General features: G+C 64.0%; 12 protein-coding genes, 2 tRNA genes, 1 other RNA gene and 3 pseudogenes. 6 read left to right on the top strand and 12 right to left on the bottom strand.

The window, feature by feature from the left end; genetic code table 11:
- Positions 1–338 precede the first annotated feature (338 nt).
- Positions 339–683, top strand: a pseudogene (locus GXP39_02000) (type II toxin-antitoxin system Phd/YefM family antitoxin).
- Positions 680–1,069 carry a type II toxin-antitoxin system VapC family toxin gene (locus GXP39_01995; protein ID NOZ26808.1) on the top strand — a complete coding sequence of 130 codons (390 nt, stop codon included), beginning with the start codon at positions 680–682 and terminating at the stop codon, positions 1,067–1,069. The pseudogene GXP39_02000 and the gene GXP39_01995 overlap by 4 nt, the downstream one beginning before the upstream one ends.
- A gap of 93 nt (positions 1,070–1,162) precedes the next feature.
- Here the strand turns inward: GXP39_01995 and GXP39_01990 are convergent, their stop codons facing one another.
- The 12 genes and pseudogenes from GXP39_01990 to GXP39_01935 all read right to left on the bottom strand — a co-directional run bounded on the left by GXP39_01990 (position 1,163) and on the right by GXP39_01935 (position 12,972).
- Positions 1,163–2,290: an XdhC family protein gene (locus GXP39_01990; protein NOZ26807.1), complete on the bottom strand. Its 1,128-nt coding sequence runs from the start codon at positions 2,288–2,290 to the stop codon at positions 1,163–1,165.
- A gap of 88 nt (positions 2,291–2,378) precedes the next feature.
- A complete protein-coding gene (locus GXP39_01985) occupies positions 2,379–2,969 on the bottom strand; it encodes a nucleotidyltransferase family protein (GenBank protein ID NOZ26806.1) in 591 nt (196 codons plus the stop codon).
- The gene (locus GXP39_01980) at positions 2,966–3,841 is read right to left on the bottom strand and encodes a hypothetical protein (protein NOZ26805.1); all 876 of its coding nucleotides are present in this window, start codon (positions 3,839–3,841) and stop codon (positions 2,966–2,968) included. Before GXP39_01980 ends, GXP39_01985 begins: the two co-directional genes overlap by 4 nt.
- Before the next feature lie 152 nt (positions 3,842–3,993).
- Positions 3,994–4,749: a dihydroorotate dehydrogenase electron transfer subunit gene (locus GXP39_01975; GenBank protein NOZ26804.1), complete on the bottom strand. Its 756-nt coding sequence runs from the start codon at positions 4,747–4,749 to the stop codon at positions 3,994–3,996.
- A 131-nt stretch (positions 4,750–4,880) separates the two neighbouring features.
- Positions 4,881–5,388 (bottom strand): annotated as a pseudogene (locus GXP39_01970) (transposase).
- A 17-nt stretch (positions 5,389–5,405) separates the two neighbouring features.
- Positions 5,406–6,359 (bottom strand): dihydroorotate dehydrogenase, encoded by a 954-nt coding sequence (locus GXP39_01965; protein ID NOZ26803.1) that lies wholly within the window; start codon positions 6,357–6,359, stop codon positions 5,406–5,408.
- Positions 6,356–7,777 (bottom strand): orotidine-5'-phosphate decarboxylase, encoded by a 1,422-nt coding sequence (gene pyrF / locus GXP39_01960; GenBank protein NOZ26802.1) that lies wholly within the window; start codon positions 7,775–7,777, stop codon positions 6,356–6,358. The genes GXP39_01965 and pyrF overlap by 4 nt, the downstream gene beginning before the upstream one ends.
- 213 nt (positions 7,778–7,990) lie before the next feature.
- On the bottom strand, positions 7,991–9,163 hold the full coding sequence (locus GXP39_01955; GenBank protein ID NOZ26801.1) for an ATP-dependent 6-phosphofructokinase: 1,173 nt from the start codon (positions 9,161–9,163) through the stop codon (positions 7,991–7,993).
- A gap of 42 nt (positions 9,164–9,205) precedes the next feature.
- Positions 9,206–10,165, bottom strand: coding sequence for an aspartate carbamoyltransferase (pyrB, locus tag GXP39_01950; protein ID NOZ26800.1), 960 nt, complete (start codon positions 10,163–10,165; stop codon positions 9,206–9,208).
- A gap of 993 nt (positions 10,166–11,158) precedes the next feature.
- A pseudogene (locus GXP39_01945) lies at positions 11,159–11,308 on the bottom strand (amidohydrolase family protein).
- 276 nt (positions 11,309–11,584) lie between these two features.
- Positions 11,585–11,878 (bottom strand): hypothetical protein, encoded by a 294-nt coding sequence (locus GXP39_01940; protein ID NOZ26799.1) that lies wholly within the window; start codon positions 11,876–11,878, stop codon positions 11,585–11,587.
- 104 nt (positions 11,879–11,982) lie between these two features.
- Positions 11,983–12,972 carry a hypothetical protein gene (locus GXP39_01935; GenBank protein ID NOZ26798.1) on the bottom strand — a complete coding sequence of 330 codons (990 nt, stop codon included), beginning with the start codon at positions 12,970–12,972 and terminating at the stop codon, positions 11,983–11,985.
- A 1,161-nt stretch (positions 12,973–14,133) separates the two neighbouring features.
- Between GXP39_01935 and GXP39_01930 the strand changes: the two genes are divergently transcribed.
- The 4 genes from GXP39_01930 (at position 14,134) to ffs (ending at position 15,480) form a co-directional block, all read left to right on the top strand.
- Positions 14,134–14,220: transfer RNA gene (locus tag GXP39_01930), tRNA-Ser, on the top strand.
- A gap of 157 nt (positions 14,221–14,377) precedes the next feature.
- Positions 14,378–14,464 (top strand) — tRNA-Ser (locus GXP39_01925).
- Between the two features lie 247 nt (positions 14,465–14,711).
- Positions 14,712–14,984: a hypothetical protein gene (locus tag GXP39_01920; protein ID NOZ26797.1), complete on the top strand. Its 273-nt coding sequence runs from the start codon at positions 14,712–14,714 to the stop codon at positions 14,982–14,984.
- 233 nt (positions 14,985–15,217) lie between these two features.
- Positions 15,218–15,480: signal recognition particle sRNA large type (gene ffs / locus GXP39_01915), an RNA gene on the top strand.
- The last annotated feature ends 32 nt before the right edge of the window (positions 15,481–15,512 follow it).

The raw sequence follows: 15,512 nt of genomic DNA, 5'->3' as shown, positions 1-15,512 counted from the left end.
TTCGGGTGAGGGCAGCCCGGCCAGGATGCTGGCGACGAGGAGCCCTGCACCCACTACGAGCCCGCCGATCAACAGGAGCAGATAGTGGAACGTGCCAAGGCGTTTCATCATAGTTGGAGACGTCCCCTCCCCTGCTCATGTTCCATTATCGGGCGGGATCTTACCTGACATTTGGTGGGCGCTGAGGTGACGGTCGCGTATTTATGGAGACCATCCAGGCTGAAAAGTAAGGCTTCTGTGCCGGTGAATCTCGGATGCAAAGCCTTGCGTGCTCGCCTGCTTTATGTTACGATGCCACCAACAGGTCATTTTGTCCAATTTGAGAGATGAGGTGAGGTATGAAAGTCGTCAGTATCGCCGAGGCGAAGAGCCGTTTTTCGGATTTGATCTCACGGGCGGCGGCGGGGGAGCGCTTCTTGATCCAGCGGCGGAAGCGCCCGATGGCCGTCTTGGTCAGCGCAGCGGAGTGGGAGCGTCTGGAGCGTTCTGCGCAAGCCGCCCGGCAACTGGCTCTGGCCCTCGGCCAGGATAAGGAGCTTCTATCTCAGATCGAGGCCGGGGAAGCCCACCCGGCCATGGCCGCATTTGGTTTGTGGCGCGATGAGGAAGAACTGGCCGCCCTGGCTGAGGAGATCAACGCCGACCGGGAGCGTCAAGGTTCACAGGCTGAGGTCGCGCTGTGAGGATCCTGGACAGCGATCACTGTGTGGCCCTGCTGCGCGGCCGATTGGACTTACGGGACCACATCACGCCGGATGAGGAATTGGCGGTGACGGCGATCAGTGTGGGAGAGCTAACCCACGGAGCTCATAAGTCGGCACGAGCTCTGGAGAATCTGGCTCGTTTAGATGTGCTGCTTGCCGCCGTCACGATCCTCCCCTACGATGAGGGGGCCGCCCGTCGGTTTGGCTTGTTGAGGGCCGAACTGGAGCGGACCGGGAAGCGGTTGAACGACCTGGACCTTCGGATCGCCAGCATCGCTCTGGCGCATGGGATCCCGTTGGTCACCCACAACCGTCACCACTTTGAGCGAATACCGGGGTTGGCCATCGAGGATTGGCTGGGCTGAGGGACGGGATTGTATCTTGATGTGGATGGCGGAAGGCAGCGCCTTTCGCCGCTCGACAGCGTCGCGTATGCCAGTATGAGCGAATGGCCAGGCTCACTGTTGGGAGGAGCGGCGGCGCTCGGACAGAGAAGCCCCTGTACCACCGCCACGTCGGACTTTGATGATCTCCGCCATGATGGACACGGCGATCTCGGCCGGGGTATGGGCGCTGATGTCCAGCCCGATGGGGGCGTACACCCGGTCGAACTTCTCCTCTGGGATCCCCTTCTCCTCGCTTAGCAGTTGGAACACGGCGCGCACACGGCGGCGGCTGCCGATCATCCCCAGGTAGGCGACGGGGGCGTCCAGCACCTCCAACAGGCAATCGACGTCGTGTTGATGTCCCCGGGTGACCAGGACGATGTAGGTGTCCGGGTCCAGGCGGCCCTCCTGGGCCCATCGCCGCATCGTCTCCTGCAGCGGCGCGGCCATCACCTCGTCGGCCGTGGGGAAGCGATCCGGCCGGGCGAACTGCGGCCGATCGTCCAGCACGGTGACCCGGAAGTCGCACATGCTTCCCAGTTGTGCCAGCGGCTGAGCGATGTGTCCCGCGCCGACGATGATAAGGCGCGGCGGGCGGTGCTGCACCTCGACGAACAGCTCCAATGCGCCGTCCGGGGACGGATAGCGCAGGATCCGGTGTTGGCGCTGGCTCAGCGCTTCTCGTGCGTCGGACAAGGCCTGTGCCTCTCGATCACCCAGGCCCAGATCGCCCAATGGGGGGCGGTCCAGCCACACGACGGCATGGCGGCCGTGTACTGCGGCCAGCTCCGGCGGCGCCTGCGTCACGGTGACCAGCGCCACGGATTCCCGCTCCTCGATGGAGTGCAGGATGGCGTCGATGATCTGGCGGGCGGCGGGGGGCTCGTCGGATCGCCACCGCTCGACGTATACCTGCATGATGCCGCCGCACACGCCCGTGCTCTGCAGTGAGATGTCCTCGGTGAGGTCGACCGTCACGGTGGTCGGTTGGCCGGTGCGGATCACGTCTAGCGCGGTCCGGATGACGTCCGCCTCTCCGCAGCCGCCGCCCACGGTGCCCACGTGCTGCCCCAGCGGGTGGATGATCATCTTGGCCCCCACCTCGCGAGGCACGGAGCCCTTCACCTCGATGATGGTGGCTACGGCTACTGTCTCACCACGCTCCAGGAATTCCGCCAGCTTGCGATAGAGCGTCTCCATAATCTCCGTTCTCTGGTTCAGAAAATACGACGACAGACCAAAAACGACGGACGAAAGACGGAATCTGTTACTGACGCCGCTCTCCTTGCTACTCCAGTCGTCCAAGAGCCCGTTCGTAGTCCTCCGGCGTGTCCATATCTATGAGCACGGCCTCGTCGGGGACGGCCACTTCCATGATGTCCTCCCGGTGGCGCCGGATCACATCGCGCAGGCTGGCGTCCCACCCCAGCGCCAGCACCTCCGACCAGAACCGGCGCGGCAGGCCGATGGGATGGCCGCGTCGACCGCCATAGGTGGGCAGACAGATCTGGTCACCGTGCGCCCGCAGCGCGGTGACGATCCGGTCGATGACCGCCGTGGAGATCCCCGGCTGATCGCCCAGGACGATGAGGGCGGCTGTGGCCTGGGCGGACGCGGCCCGCAGTCCCGTCTGGATGGAGGACAACATCTCGCCCTGCGCGTAATCGGGATTATACACCACGCGAGCGGGGAACTGCTTGAGTGCATCCTCCATCTCCGCCCGCCGATGCCCGACGACCACGATGGTCTCGTCCACGGTGGAGCCCGTCACCGTGCGCACCACGCGCTGGATTGCCAGCTCGTCGCCGAGGGGGAGCAGCAGCTTGGGCCGCCCCATGCGGCGAGACATCCCCGCGGCCAATACGATGGCCGAGATCACGCCATCTCCTCCTGTGCGCGCGGCCTCTGGCGGATGTGGAGCAGCCAGGCGGCGATCCAGCCGAAGGCGAAGTTAGAGGTGGTGACCTCGACGAGATGGGCGTGTCGGATCACGTCCGGCATGATCCCCGACGGGATCAGCAGGAGGGAGCCCATGAGGATCGAGAACGACAGCGCCACGACCAGCTCGGCCTGCCGCCAGGGGCCTCTCAGCATCCGGACGATCAGCAGCGCCAGCAGGCCCCAGACCATCCCGCGCACGATCTGGAACGGGAGGATCCAGGCGGGCATCTGGAGGTTGGCGTAGTATTCGTCGAACGCCTCACCCGCCAGCGGCCGGAAGACGAACATGCCGAACGAGATGTAGATCACCAGGTAGATGACCCCGATCAGGAGCAGCCGCCAGCCCCATCCGGTCCAGGGCATGTCCAGGCGTCGATCGGGCTCCTCCGGGATCTCGGTGCCCTTCATCTTCCCGAGGATCAGGACGGCCAACGGCGAGAACGGCGCCGCGATGAGGATCCCCTGTGCGAACAGCCTGGGGATCATCTCCGCCGGGATGATGCTCACCAGATACTTCAGGAAGACCACCGTCTCGATCTGCGACAGGAACGTCATCACGCCGTAGTAGATGACAAAGATCGTCGCGACCAGCCGCCAGCCGGTCCAGCGGGAGCGGAGGATGAGGTAGCTGAGGATAGCGGTGTGCAGCGCGCAGACGACCAGCAGGGCCGCCGCCGCGCTCGTCTGGTCGACGGCTTGATCGGTGTCCTCCAGCCCGACCACCAGCGAGCTGACCGAGAAGAGGACGAAGAGCAGGGCGGTCAGGATCAACAATTTCAGCCCCAGAACGGCTACTGTCTTCGTGTTCATTGGATCTTTTCTCCTTACGGTGAGGGCATCTCACCATTGGCTGGCATCACGAAGTCCCAAAAGCACTAGGGGCACGGGGGTGCTCGCTCATCCTCCGTCCTTCGTCATTCGCCTTCTGTTACGAAGGCCCTATCGATCGTCCTGTCCTCGGCTCAGTCGGCCTCTACTCCCGGCGCCCAGCGCTGCACTGGTCCCTCGCGGCACACCAGCCAGCCGTCCAGCTCGCACGTGCCGCAGATGCCGATGGCGCAGCGCATCTTATTCTCCCAGCTCAACTGACAGGGCAGCCGCTTCGCCTGACACAGCTGCAGGATGGCTTCCAACATGGGGCGCGGCCCGCAGGCGTAGATCTCGTCCACCGGCTCCCGTTCCAGCACGTGGCGGATGCCGTCGGTGGCCAGCCCATGGATCCCGGCCGACCCGTCGTCCGTGGTCGTGATCACGGGACAGCCCAGTTCGGCGAACCGGTCGAGGAACAGCAGATCGTCGGCGGTGCGGGCACCGATGATGGCCGTCACCCGGCGCTTGGCGGCCAGCGCCTCTCGCGCCACGAAGAGCATGGGCGCCACGCCATAGCCGCCGCCCACGCATAGCAGGTGTTGGCCACGCATCTCAAAACCGTTGCCATACGGCCCCCGCACCCACAGGCGATCGCCCGTCCGGAGTTGGTGCAGCGCGGTCGTGAACGGCCCCACCCGGGCCACGGTGAACGACACCGGATCGCCCGAGATGAGGCTCAGCGGGCGTTCCTCGATGCCGGGCAGCCAGACCATCACGAACTGGCCCGGTCGGGCCTCCAACCGCAAGTCCAGCACGAAGGTACGGGTGCGGTAGTTTTCCTCCCACGTGTCCGTGACCCGGGCCGCCCGGGGCAGGTCCGGCGCGCAGCGATCCAGGTGCAGCGTCATCGTTCGCCTCCGCCAGGGTATGGAAGTGGGAGTCGATTCGTCCCTCTGTGGGGTGGGGCTGGGCAGTGGCCCGGGGAGAGCCTGCCTTGCCCTGCCAGCCAGCGATCGAAGGGGTCCTGCCCTCGGCGGTTGGGGTTTTCCCGGTCCATGGCCCATCGTGCCGGATTGGTGGCGATGTATTCCCGGATGTGGTGGAGGGCCGGCTCATCCCGGATGACGTGTTCGTAATAGTTGCGCTGCCAGACGGGCGCGCCCGGCGTCCCCCGCAGCGCGTTGATCCGCCGGGTGACGGCGGATTTGAATGACCCGATGATGGCACCAATGGATCTCGGTTTGGGCCCGCGTGGCGGTGATCGACGCATGCGTCGCCCCTACGATGGTGATGATGCCATGGATGTGATTCGGCATGATCACAAAGGCATCCAATTCCACGTTGGGGAAATGATCGGGAATCGCCTCCCAACATGCCTGAATCACGCGTCCCCATTCGTTCAATTGCATCTCCCCGTCCACAATCTCTCCAAACAGGCATTGGCGTTGATAGGCGCAGACGGTGATGAAATACGCGCCGGGCTGGGCATAATCGTAATCACGCAATCGGATCGACCGGCGCCCCGGCTTTTGGGTTGGACCCTTCACTTCCGCACCCCTGCAGGCTACTCGGCGTTGGGGGCTGGGGCCGATGGCCGATGGGCCAGCCCTTCCATGTCGCTGACCCGGGCGTAGCCATGCCCAGCCATGAACTCCGCCACCTCCCGGGCGATCCGCCCCAGCGTGTCCACGCCGCCCCAGAATACGGCCGATCCCACGCCCACCGCACGGGCGCCCGCCATGATCATCTCGATGGCATCGGCGCCGCTGCTCACCCCGCCGATGCCGATGATGGGGATGGAGACCGCCTGATAGCACTGATACACGCAGCGGACGGCGATGGGCTTGATGGCCGGGCCGGACACCCCGCCCTCCCGGTTGGCCAGGATGGGCCGGGCGGCCTCGATATCGATGGCCATGCCGGATACCGTGTTGATGGCGGCGATGGCGTCGGCGCCCGCCTCCTCCACCGCCCGGGCGATGACGGCGATGTCCGTCACATTGGGGGAGAGCTTGACGATGATGGGGATGTCCGTGGCCGACTTCACCGCCCGGGTGACCGCGGCCGCCGTCTCCGGCGCCGACGCGAAGGGCGCCCCGAACTCGTGGGCCACGTTCGGGCAGGAGATATTCACCTCCAGCAGGTCGGGCTCCGCCGCGCTCAGTGCCTCCGCCACCCGGGCGAAGCCCTCCACCGTCTCGGCGAAGATGCTGCCGATGATGGCCACGCCCGTGTCCGCCAGCCGACAGCGCGTCTCCCGCAGGATCTCGACCTGGGCCTCCATGCCGGGGTTGGCCAGCCCCACCGCGTTCAGGAACCCCGGCCCCCATTTGATCACCGTCGGGTTGGGGTGCCCTTCTCGGGGCTGCGGGCTGCACGACTTGCTGGTCACGGCGCCCGCGCCGCCGCGTCCCACCCGCTCCATCAGCGCCGCGCTGGTCCCCAGGATGCCGGAGGCCAGGATCATCGGGTTCGGGAGCCGGACGCCGCACAGATCGACGCTGAGGTCTACGCTCATCCCCGGTTCTCCGCCAGATAGGTCCGGACCGCCTGCGCCTGCTCGGCGGTGATGCGGCCGGCCTCCACCAGCACGGTCAGCATGTCGCTCAGACGCATCACCGCGTGGGCGGTGATTCCCGCCGCGGCCAGGTTCTCCACGCCGCCCTGCTCTCGATCGATGAGCACCACCGCGTCGGTGACCTGAAGCCCCGCATCGCGCAGCGCCCTCACCGCATCCAGCACACTGCCCCCGCTGGTGATCAGATCCTCGATGATCACGACCCGCTCGTCGGCCCCGTAGGTCCCCTCGATCCGGCGGCCCAGCCCGTGCTGCTTGGCCTCCTTGCGTGGGTAGATGAGGGGGCGGCCGAGCAGCTGGCCGACGACGGTGGCGATGGGGAGCGCTCCGTAGGGCACGCCCGCCAGTCGATCGAAGCGGAGGCCCCGCAGTCGATCGGCGTAGGCCTGCGCGGCCATGCGCAGCGCGCCGGCATCGCTCACCAGCAGCCGCAGATCGATGTAGATGGGGGAAGTCCGCCCGGAGGCCAGCGTGAACTGGCCGAACCGGATCGCTCCCAGATCGTGCAGGCGCAGGATCAGCGGGCGTAGGGCGGCCTGCGTCCGGCCTGAAGGCGATGCGGATACCGCCTTTCGGGCGGCGTTGATGGCATCGTAGAGGTCCAGCGCGGCCTCTCGTGGGTTGTCCGCCCGGGCGATGCCGCGGGACACGTTGATGATCACGCCGAGCCCATCCGGCCGCAGGGCGGCGCGCAGGGCAGCCTCCAGATCGCCGCCTTGGGCGCCCACGCCGGGTACCAGCAGCCACGTCTCCGGGGCGACCGCGCGCACGGCCGCCAGCGCCTGTGGATATGTGGCTCCCACCACCAGCCCGATGTTGTCGTGATCGGTCCAGTGCGGCGCGCGCTCGGCCACGTGCAGGTAGAGGGGGCGGCCGTCCACCGGCAGCGTCTGCAGGTCGGCCGCTCCGGGGTTGGAGGTATGGCAGAGGACGAACACGCCTCGATCGGCGTAGCGGGAGAAGGGGCGCACGCCGTCCTCGCCCAGATACGGGTTGACGGTGATCGCGTCGACGCCCAGGCGCTCGAAGGCGGCCCGGGCGTAGGCCTCGGCGGTGGACCCGATGTCCCCCCGCTTGGCGTCCAGGAGCACCGGGACCTCCTCGGGGATCGCGGCCAGCGTCTTGCGCAGCGTCTCCATCCCGTCGTCCAGTGCCTCGTAGAAGGCGATATTGGGCTTGTAGCAGCAGGCGATGTCCGCCGTGACGCTGATGATCTCCCAGTTCCACGCCAGGATCGGATCGACCGCATCCCGGAAGCGGCTGGGGAGATAGGCCGGGTTGGGATCCAACCCGACGCAAAGCAGGGATTGCCTGCGTCGGGCCACCTCTGCTAGTTTATCGAAGAATGTCTGTGACACGAGCCCCCCTGTGTCCAAGGACGTGTCTGAGAATATGTCTGAAAAACACACCACGAAGTCGCTAAGACACCAAGAAGAGCATGAAGATGAGCATTCAGAGATACGTCAAGCTGTTGTGCGAAGGGCCGGGGAAATCGATCTCCCCGGCCCCTTGTCAATTGTAAGGATAGCCTTTCCTGGAAGGTGACAAAGGGATGTCCCCCTCGCTCGCCTTTAATACAGGAACATGGGCATCCCCAGGACGTTGTGGATCCTGGGCCGGTAATTCTCGACATCGTACAGGTTCTCTACATCCACGCGCTTGACGCCCGACATGATGTACTCGATGGGCACGGTGGTGTATTTGCCGCCCTGCAGCGCCACCATCTTGCCGGTCTCTCCCTGCAGGACCAGCTGCATGGCCAGGTTGCCGAAGGACAGCGCCACCATGCGGTCCAGAGAGTCCGGCGCGCCGGAGCGCATCAGGTAGCCGAGCTGCTGATACATGATGTTCTGGCCGGTTCGGCGCTTGATCTCCTCGGCGACGACCAGGCCGATGCCGCCCAGCTTGCGATGGCCGTAGGCATCCTCCTCGCCGCGCTCGATGACCTCGCCGCCCTCCATCACGGCGCCCTCGGAGATGGTCATGATGGCGTAGTTGGACGGGTTGTTGCGCTTGTCCTCCAGCAGGAAGTCACAGAGCTTCTCGATGTCGAAGGGCACCTCGGAGATGATGGCGCGATCCACGTCGGCCAGGTAGGCGCTGATCAGGCTGGTCTCCCCGGAATTGCGCCCGAACAGCTCCACGACGCCGATGCGCTCGTGGGATCCCACGGACGTGCGCATGTTCGTGATCATCTCCACGCTGCGGGTGACCGCGGTGGAGAACCCGATGCAGTAGTCGGTGCCGAAGACGTCGTTATCCATCGTCTTGGGGATGGCCACAGCCGGCACGCCCTCCTTATCCAGGCGCGCCGTGTAGCTGAGCGTATCGTCGCCGCCGATGGTGATCAGCACATCGATGCCCAGGTGTTCGATGACCTTGAGCACGTAGTCGGTGTAATCCATGGTCCCTTCGTCGTCCACCGGCTTGCCCCAGGAGGAGTTCCGCAGGAAGCCCGGGGTGGCCTTGGGCTTGACCTTCTGCGGATTGGTTCGGGATGTGTGGAGGAAGGTGCCGCCCGTGCGATCGATGGTGCGCACGTCGTGGCGGTGGAGCTCCCGCACATAGTAGTCATGTGTGGAAGGCTCGTCCAGGTTGTAATAAAGCAGTCCCGCCCAGCCACGGCGAATGCCGAGGACTCGATAATCCGCTTCCAGCGCTCGCAGAACCACAGCCTTCATACACGGATTGAGCCCGGGGACGTCACCCCCGCCGGTTAAGATACCCAGTGTCTTCTTGCTCATCGGTTCCACCTCGTCCGAAAAGGGTTGTTAGGTAGTGATGATTTAAGCCTTACCCAGCACGGCGGCCAATAGCGCCATGCGGATATACATGCCGTTGACCATCTGTCGGAAGTACGCGGCGCGTGGATCGCTGTCCACCGCGTAACTGATCTCCCCCACGCGGGGGAACGGGTGCATGATGATCATCTCCTCCTTGGCCAGGGCCATCAGCTCCGGATCGACGATGTAGTAGTCCTTCACCGCCTCGTACTGGGAGAGATCGGTGAATCGCTCCCTTTGCACCCGGGTGACGTACAGTACATCCACGTCCTGGATCACATCGTGGATATCCTGGGTCTCCATGTAATCCAGTCCGACCTCCTGCACCTCCTGCAGGATCTCCTGTGGCATCGCAAGGATGTCCGGGGAGACGAAGTACAGATCCACGTCGTACAGGCAGAGCAGCCGGGTTAGGGAGTGCACCGTACGACCGTATTTCAGGTCGCCCACCATGGCCACCTTCAGTCCGTCGATCCGTCCCAGCTCCTCCTGGATGGTGAACAGATCGAGCAGGGCCTGTGTGGGGTGCTCTCCCACGCCGTCGCCCGCGTTGATGATGGGCTTGCGCGTGTAACGGGCTGCGGTGGCGGCGGCGCCTACCTCCGGGTGCCGCAGCACGATCACGTCGGCGTAGCACTCCAGGGTGCGAACCGTGTCGGGCAGGGATTCCCCTTTGCTGACCGATGAGTAGACCACCTCGTTGATGGCGATGACCCGTCCGCCCAATCGCTGCATGGCCGCGCTGAACGAGGATGAGGTACGGGTGCTGGGCTCGTAGAAGAGGTTGGCCAGCACCTTGCCCTGCAGCAGGTCGGCCGATCCGAAGCGCTCGACCATGGAGCGCATCTCCTCGGCGACGCGAAAGATGTATTTCAGGTTTTCCCGGTTGAACTGGCGGACGGAGAGGATGTCCCGCCCGTAGAAACCGTTCTCAGTATAATCCGCAGGACGAGCCTTCGCCATGGCGTAGCTCAGGTCGGACTGGGGAACGTCAGCATGTGCGTTCATAACAAGCCTCCTCTGCTAACCCGTCGGATTGGCGGTCGCCTCCGTGGCCCCGAACAGCACGCGCCCGGTGCCCGGCTGGGCCAACACGACACCATCCTGGAAGACGATCTCGTTGCGCAGGGCGACCCGGGTCACCCGGCCCGTGACGGACATGCCCGCGAAGGGGGTCCATCCGCAGCGCGTGTGTAGGGGAGAATCGCCGAGGGTGTACCGGGCGTCCAGGTCGACCTCCGTCCACGTCTCCGGGTCCAGGGGGATGCCGAAGATCCGTGCCGGGTTGTGGTGCAGGCGCTCGACGATCCCGTCGAGGGTCAGGCGCCCCTCGTGGGCGGCGGTGAGCAGGAGCGGCAGCATCGTCTCCAGCCCCGGGACGCCGGGGGGCGGCGACTCCCCTCGCTTCTCCTCCAGCGTGTGCGGCGCGTGATCGGTGGCAAAGCAGTCGATGATGTCCAGGTGTTCCCACAGCGCGTCCCGGTCGGCCGATGTGCCCAGTCGGGGCCGCATATCGCCCAGGGGGCCCAGGCGCGGCAGATCCTCCTGAGTCAGGAACAGGTGATGTGGGGTGACCTCGCAGGTGACCTGGGCGCCCTTGGCTTTGGCCTGTGCGATCAGGCGAATGTCCGCCGCGTGGGCGACGTGGCAGACGTGCAGGCGCTGGTCGTATAACCGGGTCAACGTCAGACACGCTGCCAGGGCGATCCCCTCTGCATGGACGGTGATGGGGCCGGGGCCTGGCCACTGGCGGAAGATGCGCATGAGGGTCGGCAGCGAGTCGATGCGCAGCGAGCCGAAGGTCTCGTTCACGTACACCTTCAGTCCTGCCGCTCGTGGGGCACAGGGGACGTATCCATCCGTATCCGTGGCCCCCACAAAAAGCCCGACGTCGCTGACCGCTTTGGCGGCGGCGAGTCGGGCCTTGGCCAGCAGGGCCTCTGGGGTGATCGTGGGGGGCGATGTGTTGGGCATGTCTAGAACGGTCACAATGCCCCCGGCGAGAGCGGCCTGGGTGCCGCTGAGGAAGTCCTCCTTGTGCGTGAATCCGGGCTCTCGCAGGTGGACGTGTACGTCGATCAACCCTGGCAAACGGATACGAGTCAATCGTCCCTCTCAAATGAAGGCCCGCGGCGGTGGTGGCCTGCGGGCGCGTCCCTGGTATCACGGTCGGCTGATTTTACCACCGGCGTCATGATTTGACAAACGATTCAGGTGGGGAAGCTTTGGGGGCTTGCGATGGGCATCGTCGGCTGTTCTCTTGGGGGCCGGGCCGTCCCTCGTGCCCGGGGAAAGTCAAACCCCGACCTCCGTCACCTGAAGGTCGGGGTTTGTTGCGCTCGGCACGCACAGGGTATGCCGCGATCGGGAACTGCCTTGATTTCAGCGTTGCGTCAAGTGCTGAGAGGCGGTGCGTACGTTCTCTTCGATTTGCAGCAACAGGGTGATGACGTTGCTGGTGATGAAGAAGAAGAGGAAGTACAAGATGCCCGTGATGATGGGCAAGAAGGCTACCAGCCTACCCGCGCTGGCCAGCGCGTCCGGGGCATAGGCGGTGAACCGCCCGATGACCCCGTATAATACGACGGTAGCGATGATCCCGACCGCCAAGAGCACCCACGCAAGAACCTTGAAGATAGTGGCTATCACGCGCAGTCCCGAAGAACTCCTCTCCACTAGCCGTGCTCCTTTCTAAGCTGGGGCTGAAGGCGGACGGATGGCATGTCGGCGGCAAAGCCAGGGCTCCGGCCGCGTGGCCGGAGCCCTAAGGCTTGTGCGCATTAGATGTGCATCTCCGCCGGAATGACCTTGGCACCCTCGGCCACCGGGAAGCGGATCAGCAGATCCACATCCGCCTGGGCCAGGGCCGGCAGCAGGAAGTTCACCAGCTCGATGAACGGGCTACCCGGGTTCATCTGAGCGTACAGGCTGGCCGTATCGGTCAGCAGCACATCATCCCAGGCGAGGTGCGGCAGCTCCATGCCGTTGATGTACACCCAGATACCGTTGCTGCGGGTCCGCAGCTCGATGTGCTGGATGTTGAGCGCCTTCATCTGCGCGATCAGGGCCGGGGGCAGCTCCACCATGCGCAGGTCCATGCCCGTCATGTTGCTCAGGTCACGGGAGGAGATGCCCAGCAGGGAAGGCACACCGTCGTTGTCGTAGGCGATCTCGGCCCGGGCGATGACGGAGGGTGTGATCTCGGTCGCGGCCACCTGGGGCACAGCACCCGGATCACGCACGGGGATCGCCGCGACGCCTTCCTGCTTGGGGAACATCAGCACCAGGCCGATGCCCGTGCGGCGCACGAACGGCAGGAACGCCTTGAGCATACCCGTCCACGGCACCTGCCCCATGAAGGTCTCCGCCACGGTGCCCAGGTTCTCGAAGCTCTCCTCGCTCCAGGCCAGATGGGGGAGCAGCTTCCCGTTCACGAAGAGCAGGACACCGCCGGCGCCATACTGGATCTCGATGTGCTGGACGTTGGCGTTCGTCATCCAGGAGACCCAGAAGGGATCGATCCGCATGGTGGCGAGGGAAGCTTCCAGATCAACGCCCGCATACTGCTTGAGTATCGGGTTCAGCTCATCCAGATTCAACCCCGCCAGGCTGGGATAGCCATCGGCGTCAAAGGTCAGCGTCAGCCTGGGGAGAGCGAGCAGGAAGGCCTCCTCCTCCGTCGTCGGCGGTACCGCGGGACCGCAGCTCGTGACAATTAATGCCACGACGAGACCTACGCTGAAGACGATGAGCGACTTAGGGAACCGCATTTAGCCACCTCCTTTGTGATGATTAGCCGGTTCCTTGGGCGGACAAGGGAACTTGGCCACCTGACGTGATAAGGGTGTACTTGGGTCTGTATGGAACGATAAGGCGTTACTTTGGATAACTAAGCGCTCATGAGCTCACGCATGATCACGCCGCGAGACCTGCTCTCTATGATCCGAGACGCGTCCGTCGCGTGACTTCCCTTTGGGGATCACCAATCCGCGTGGGCTCTTCCAGGGTGGTTGGAGCGAATCACGGATCTGACTGTTCTGTGTGCGCCGGAACTCGCCTCCTCTGTGTTTGTGGTTGATCGGCATGCCGAGCGATCAAGTCCCATGCGTCTCACACCGTGATGCGTGTGAGCTGGGCCATAGAGAAAAGAACGGCGCGCCGCCTGGGGCGGCAATGCGCTTTCAACCCCGGAAGTCCTCACCGTTGAGCGCTATTAGCTTTAAGTGATGAACTGCCTTCTGTCTGTCGCTTTGCCTGGCGAGGGCAAACGCGAACCGGGTGACGAACGGCTCAAGACGAGAGCAACAAGATCTCAATGAACTCGGAAAGGACACACCGGGGCGGGTGACCGAGCCAATGGAACACTGAAGAGATGTTCGTGTAACCGAAATGTCCCGCCGTCATCCTGTGGCTGCTATGTGTCCTGCTTGTGTCATTCCTGTAATCGGGCGGGTGTCGCAAAACGATCTCCTCCTGTAACGGCGAGACGATATACGCAAAGGGCGTCAGTTATCAACCTGCAGGATGAATCGTTGTGCTTAGAACGCTAGATGAGGAAGGTAGCGCTAAGCCTATTATACCACAACTTTTTGATTCGGGAAGTCCCACTTTTAAAGAGATCGGGTCGTTTTCCGCCTTCTTCGGCCGGGTGGCCTTGTCGAGAGAACGAGCGAATTGGCGAGCGTTTCTCCGCCGTGGTCATGACGGGCCTTCTGTGCCCATCCACCAGGATATCACACCTCACCATTCGACACAACACCATCGATGGGCAGGAGTCGCGCCGGTAACGGTCGAAATTATATGCGGATATTTGGGAATGACGCGCCGGGCACAGACTTGAGCTGACTCTCCGAAATCGGGATCGAGGACTCGCATCCGCAGCGCGGTGCTTTGCCTCCTCGTGCGTCATGTGCTATAATTTTCGTGTCCGTGGAGAGGTCGCATAGTCTGGCCGAGTGCGCGCGTCTCGAAAACGCGTAGGGCGAAAGCCCTCGCGGGTTCAAATCCCGCCCTCTCCGCCTGTGTTTGAGCTGGGACCCCGATTGGGGTCTTTTTTTGTTTGTTCAAAGTGTATAGACGGGGCGGAGGGAATATCGTCGCGAGGAATCGTGAAGCCGGCCCATCGTGGGCGTATGATTTGGTCAATTCCTCGCTCGATGATATAATGGAGCCCGTGGAGAGGTCGCATAGTCTGGCCTAGTGCGCGCGCCTGGAGAGCGCGTAGGGCGAAAGCCCTCGCGGGTTCAAATCCCGCCCTCTCCGCCTGTTCTCCATAGGTTCCCCCTGGATGCCGCCGAGACGGCGGCTTTTTTGTTGTCCCTCGCACGTGTGTGGACATGCCCCTCTGCGCACGGATGACGCTGGGAAGGATCGCTCACCGTTCCCATGCCGCGTATCTAAATATGGAATATCTGGCGAATTCGGTAGATTGATATATCTCGTCCCCTTTTTTTGTGCTATACTAGTTACGGCAAGACGAGCCGGGCTCCCCGTGGGGAGGAGGTGGCATATGTCGATCCTAGATAAGCTGCTCCGGCGTGGTCAGGACCAGGCGGAGACGGCTGAGGCCACGAAGCCCTCGATGACAGCCGAGGAGGCGAGGGCCAAGCGGGTGGCCCTGTGGGAGGAGATCCGCTCGGGTCCCACCCCGGAGCGGGCTCGTGAGATCATCCAGGAGGCGACGGAGCTATTGAATTATTTCGATCGCCAGCATCCGCTGCACGACAACATCAACGATCTGATCCACGCGGCGGAGAAGATCGCCGGGCTTGAGCGCCTGTAGACGGCTCGGATGGGACGCAGACCGCCGTTGAAGCTCCGGCCGGGCGGTATGACCGAGGAGGTGGAAGCCGATCTTATGGAGGGCTCCCCATCCTGTGCTTGCCACTTCCAGGAATGAAAGGTCATTGGGTCCCTTTCATGCTGTTCGGTGGAGGCAGCTGTTGGGGCCCGGCTCGTTTTAGGACGGGGAGTCCTATTTGACAAAGCAGATGGGTTCATTTACCATATGGCTGGTCGTGCTAGACGGGGAGCTAGCGGTGCCCTGTACCCGCAATCCGCTATAGCGGGGTCGAATTCCCCCTCGAGGGCTAGCGTGCGCCGGGACTGCAGGGCCAAGCGGTGTTGAAGGCTGGGTCCTGCGCAGCAGGGGCCCGCGAACCCCGCCAGGTCCGGAAGGAAGCAACGGTAAGCGGTCACCCCTGGGTGCCGCGGGGGCGCCTGGCCAGAGCTGGCTAGTCCTGCAAGCCGGTGTGCGCGGCTCGACAGGGGGTGCACGACCAGGAATGATCGGGCGGACGGCCTTTGGGTC

It is taken from the genome of Chloroflexota bacterium (assembly GCA_013152435.1).
Classification (GTDB): Bacteria; Chloroflexota; Anaerolineae; order DUEN01; family DUEN01; genus DUEN01.
Note: the sequence above shows the minus strand (reverse complement) of the source record. Positions and strands in the feature narration are given on the sequence as shown.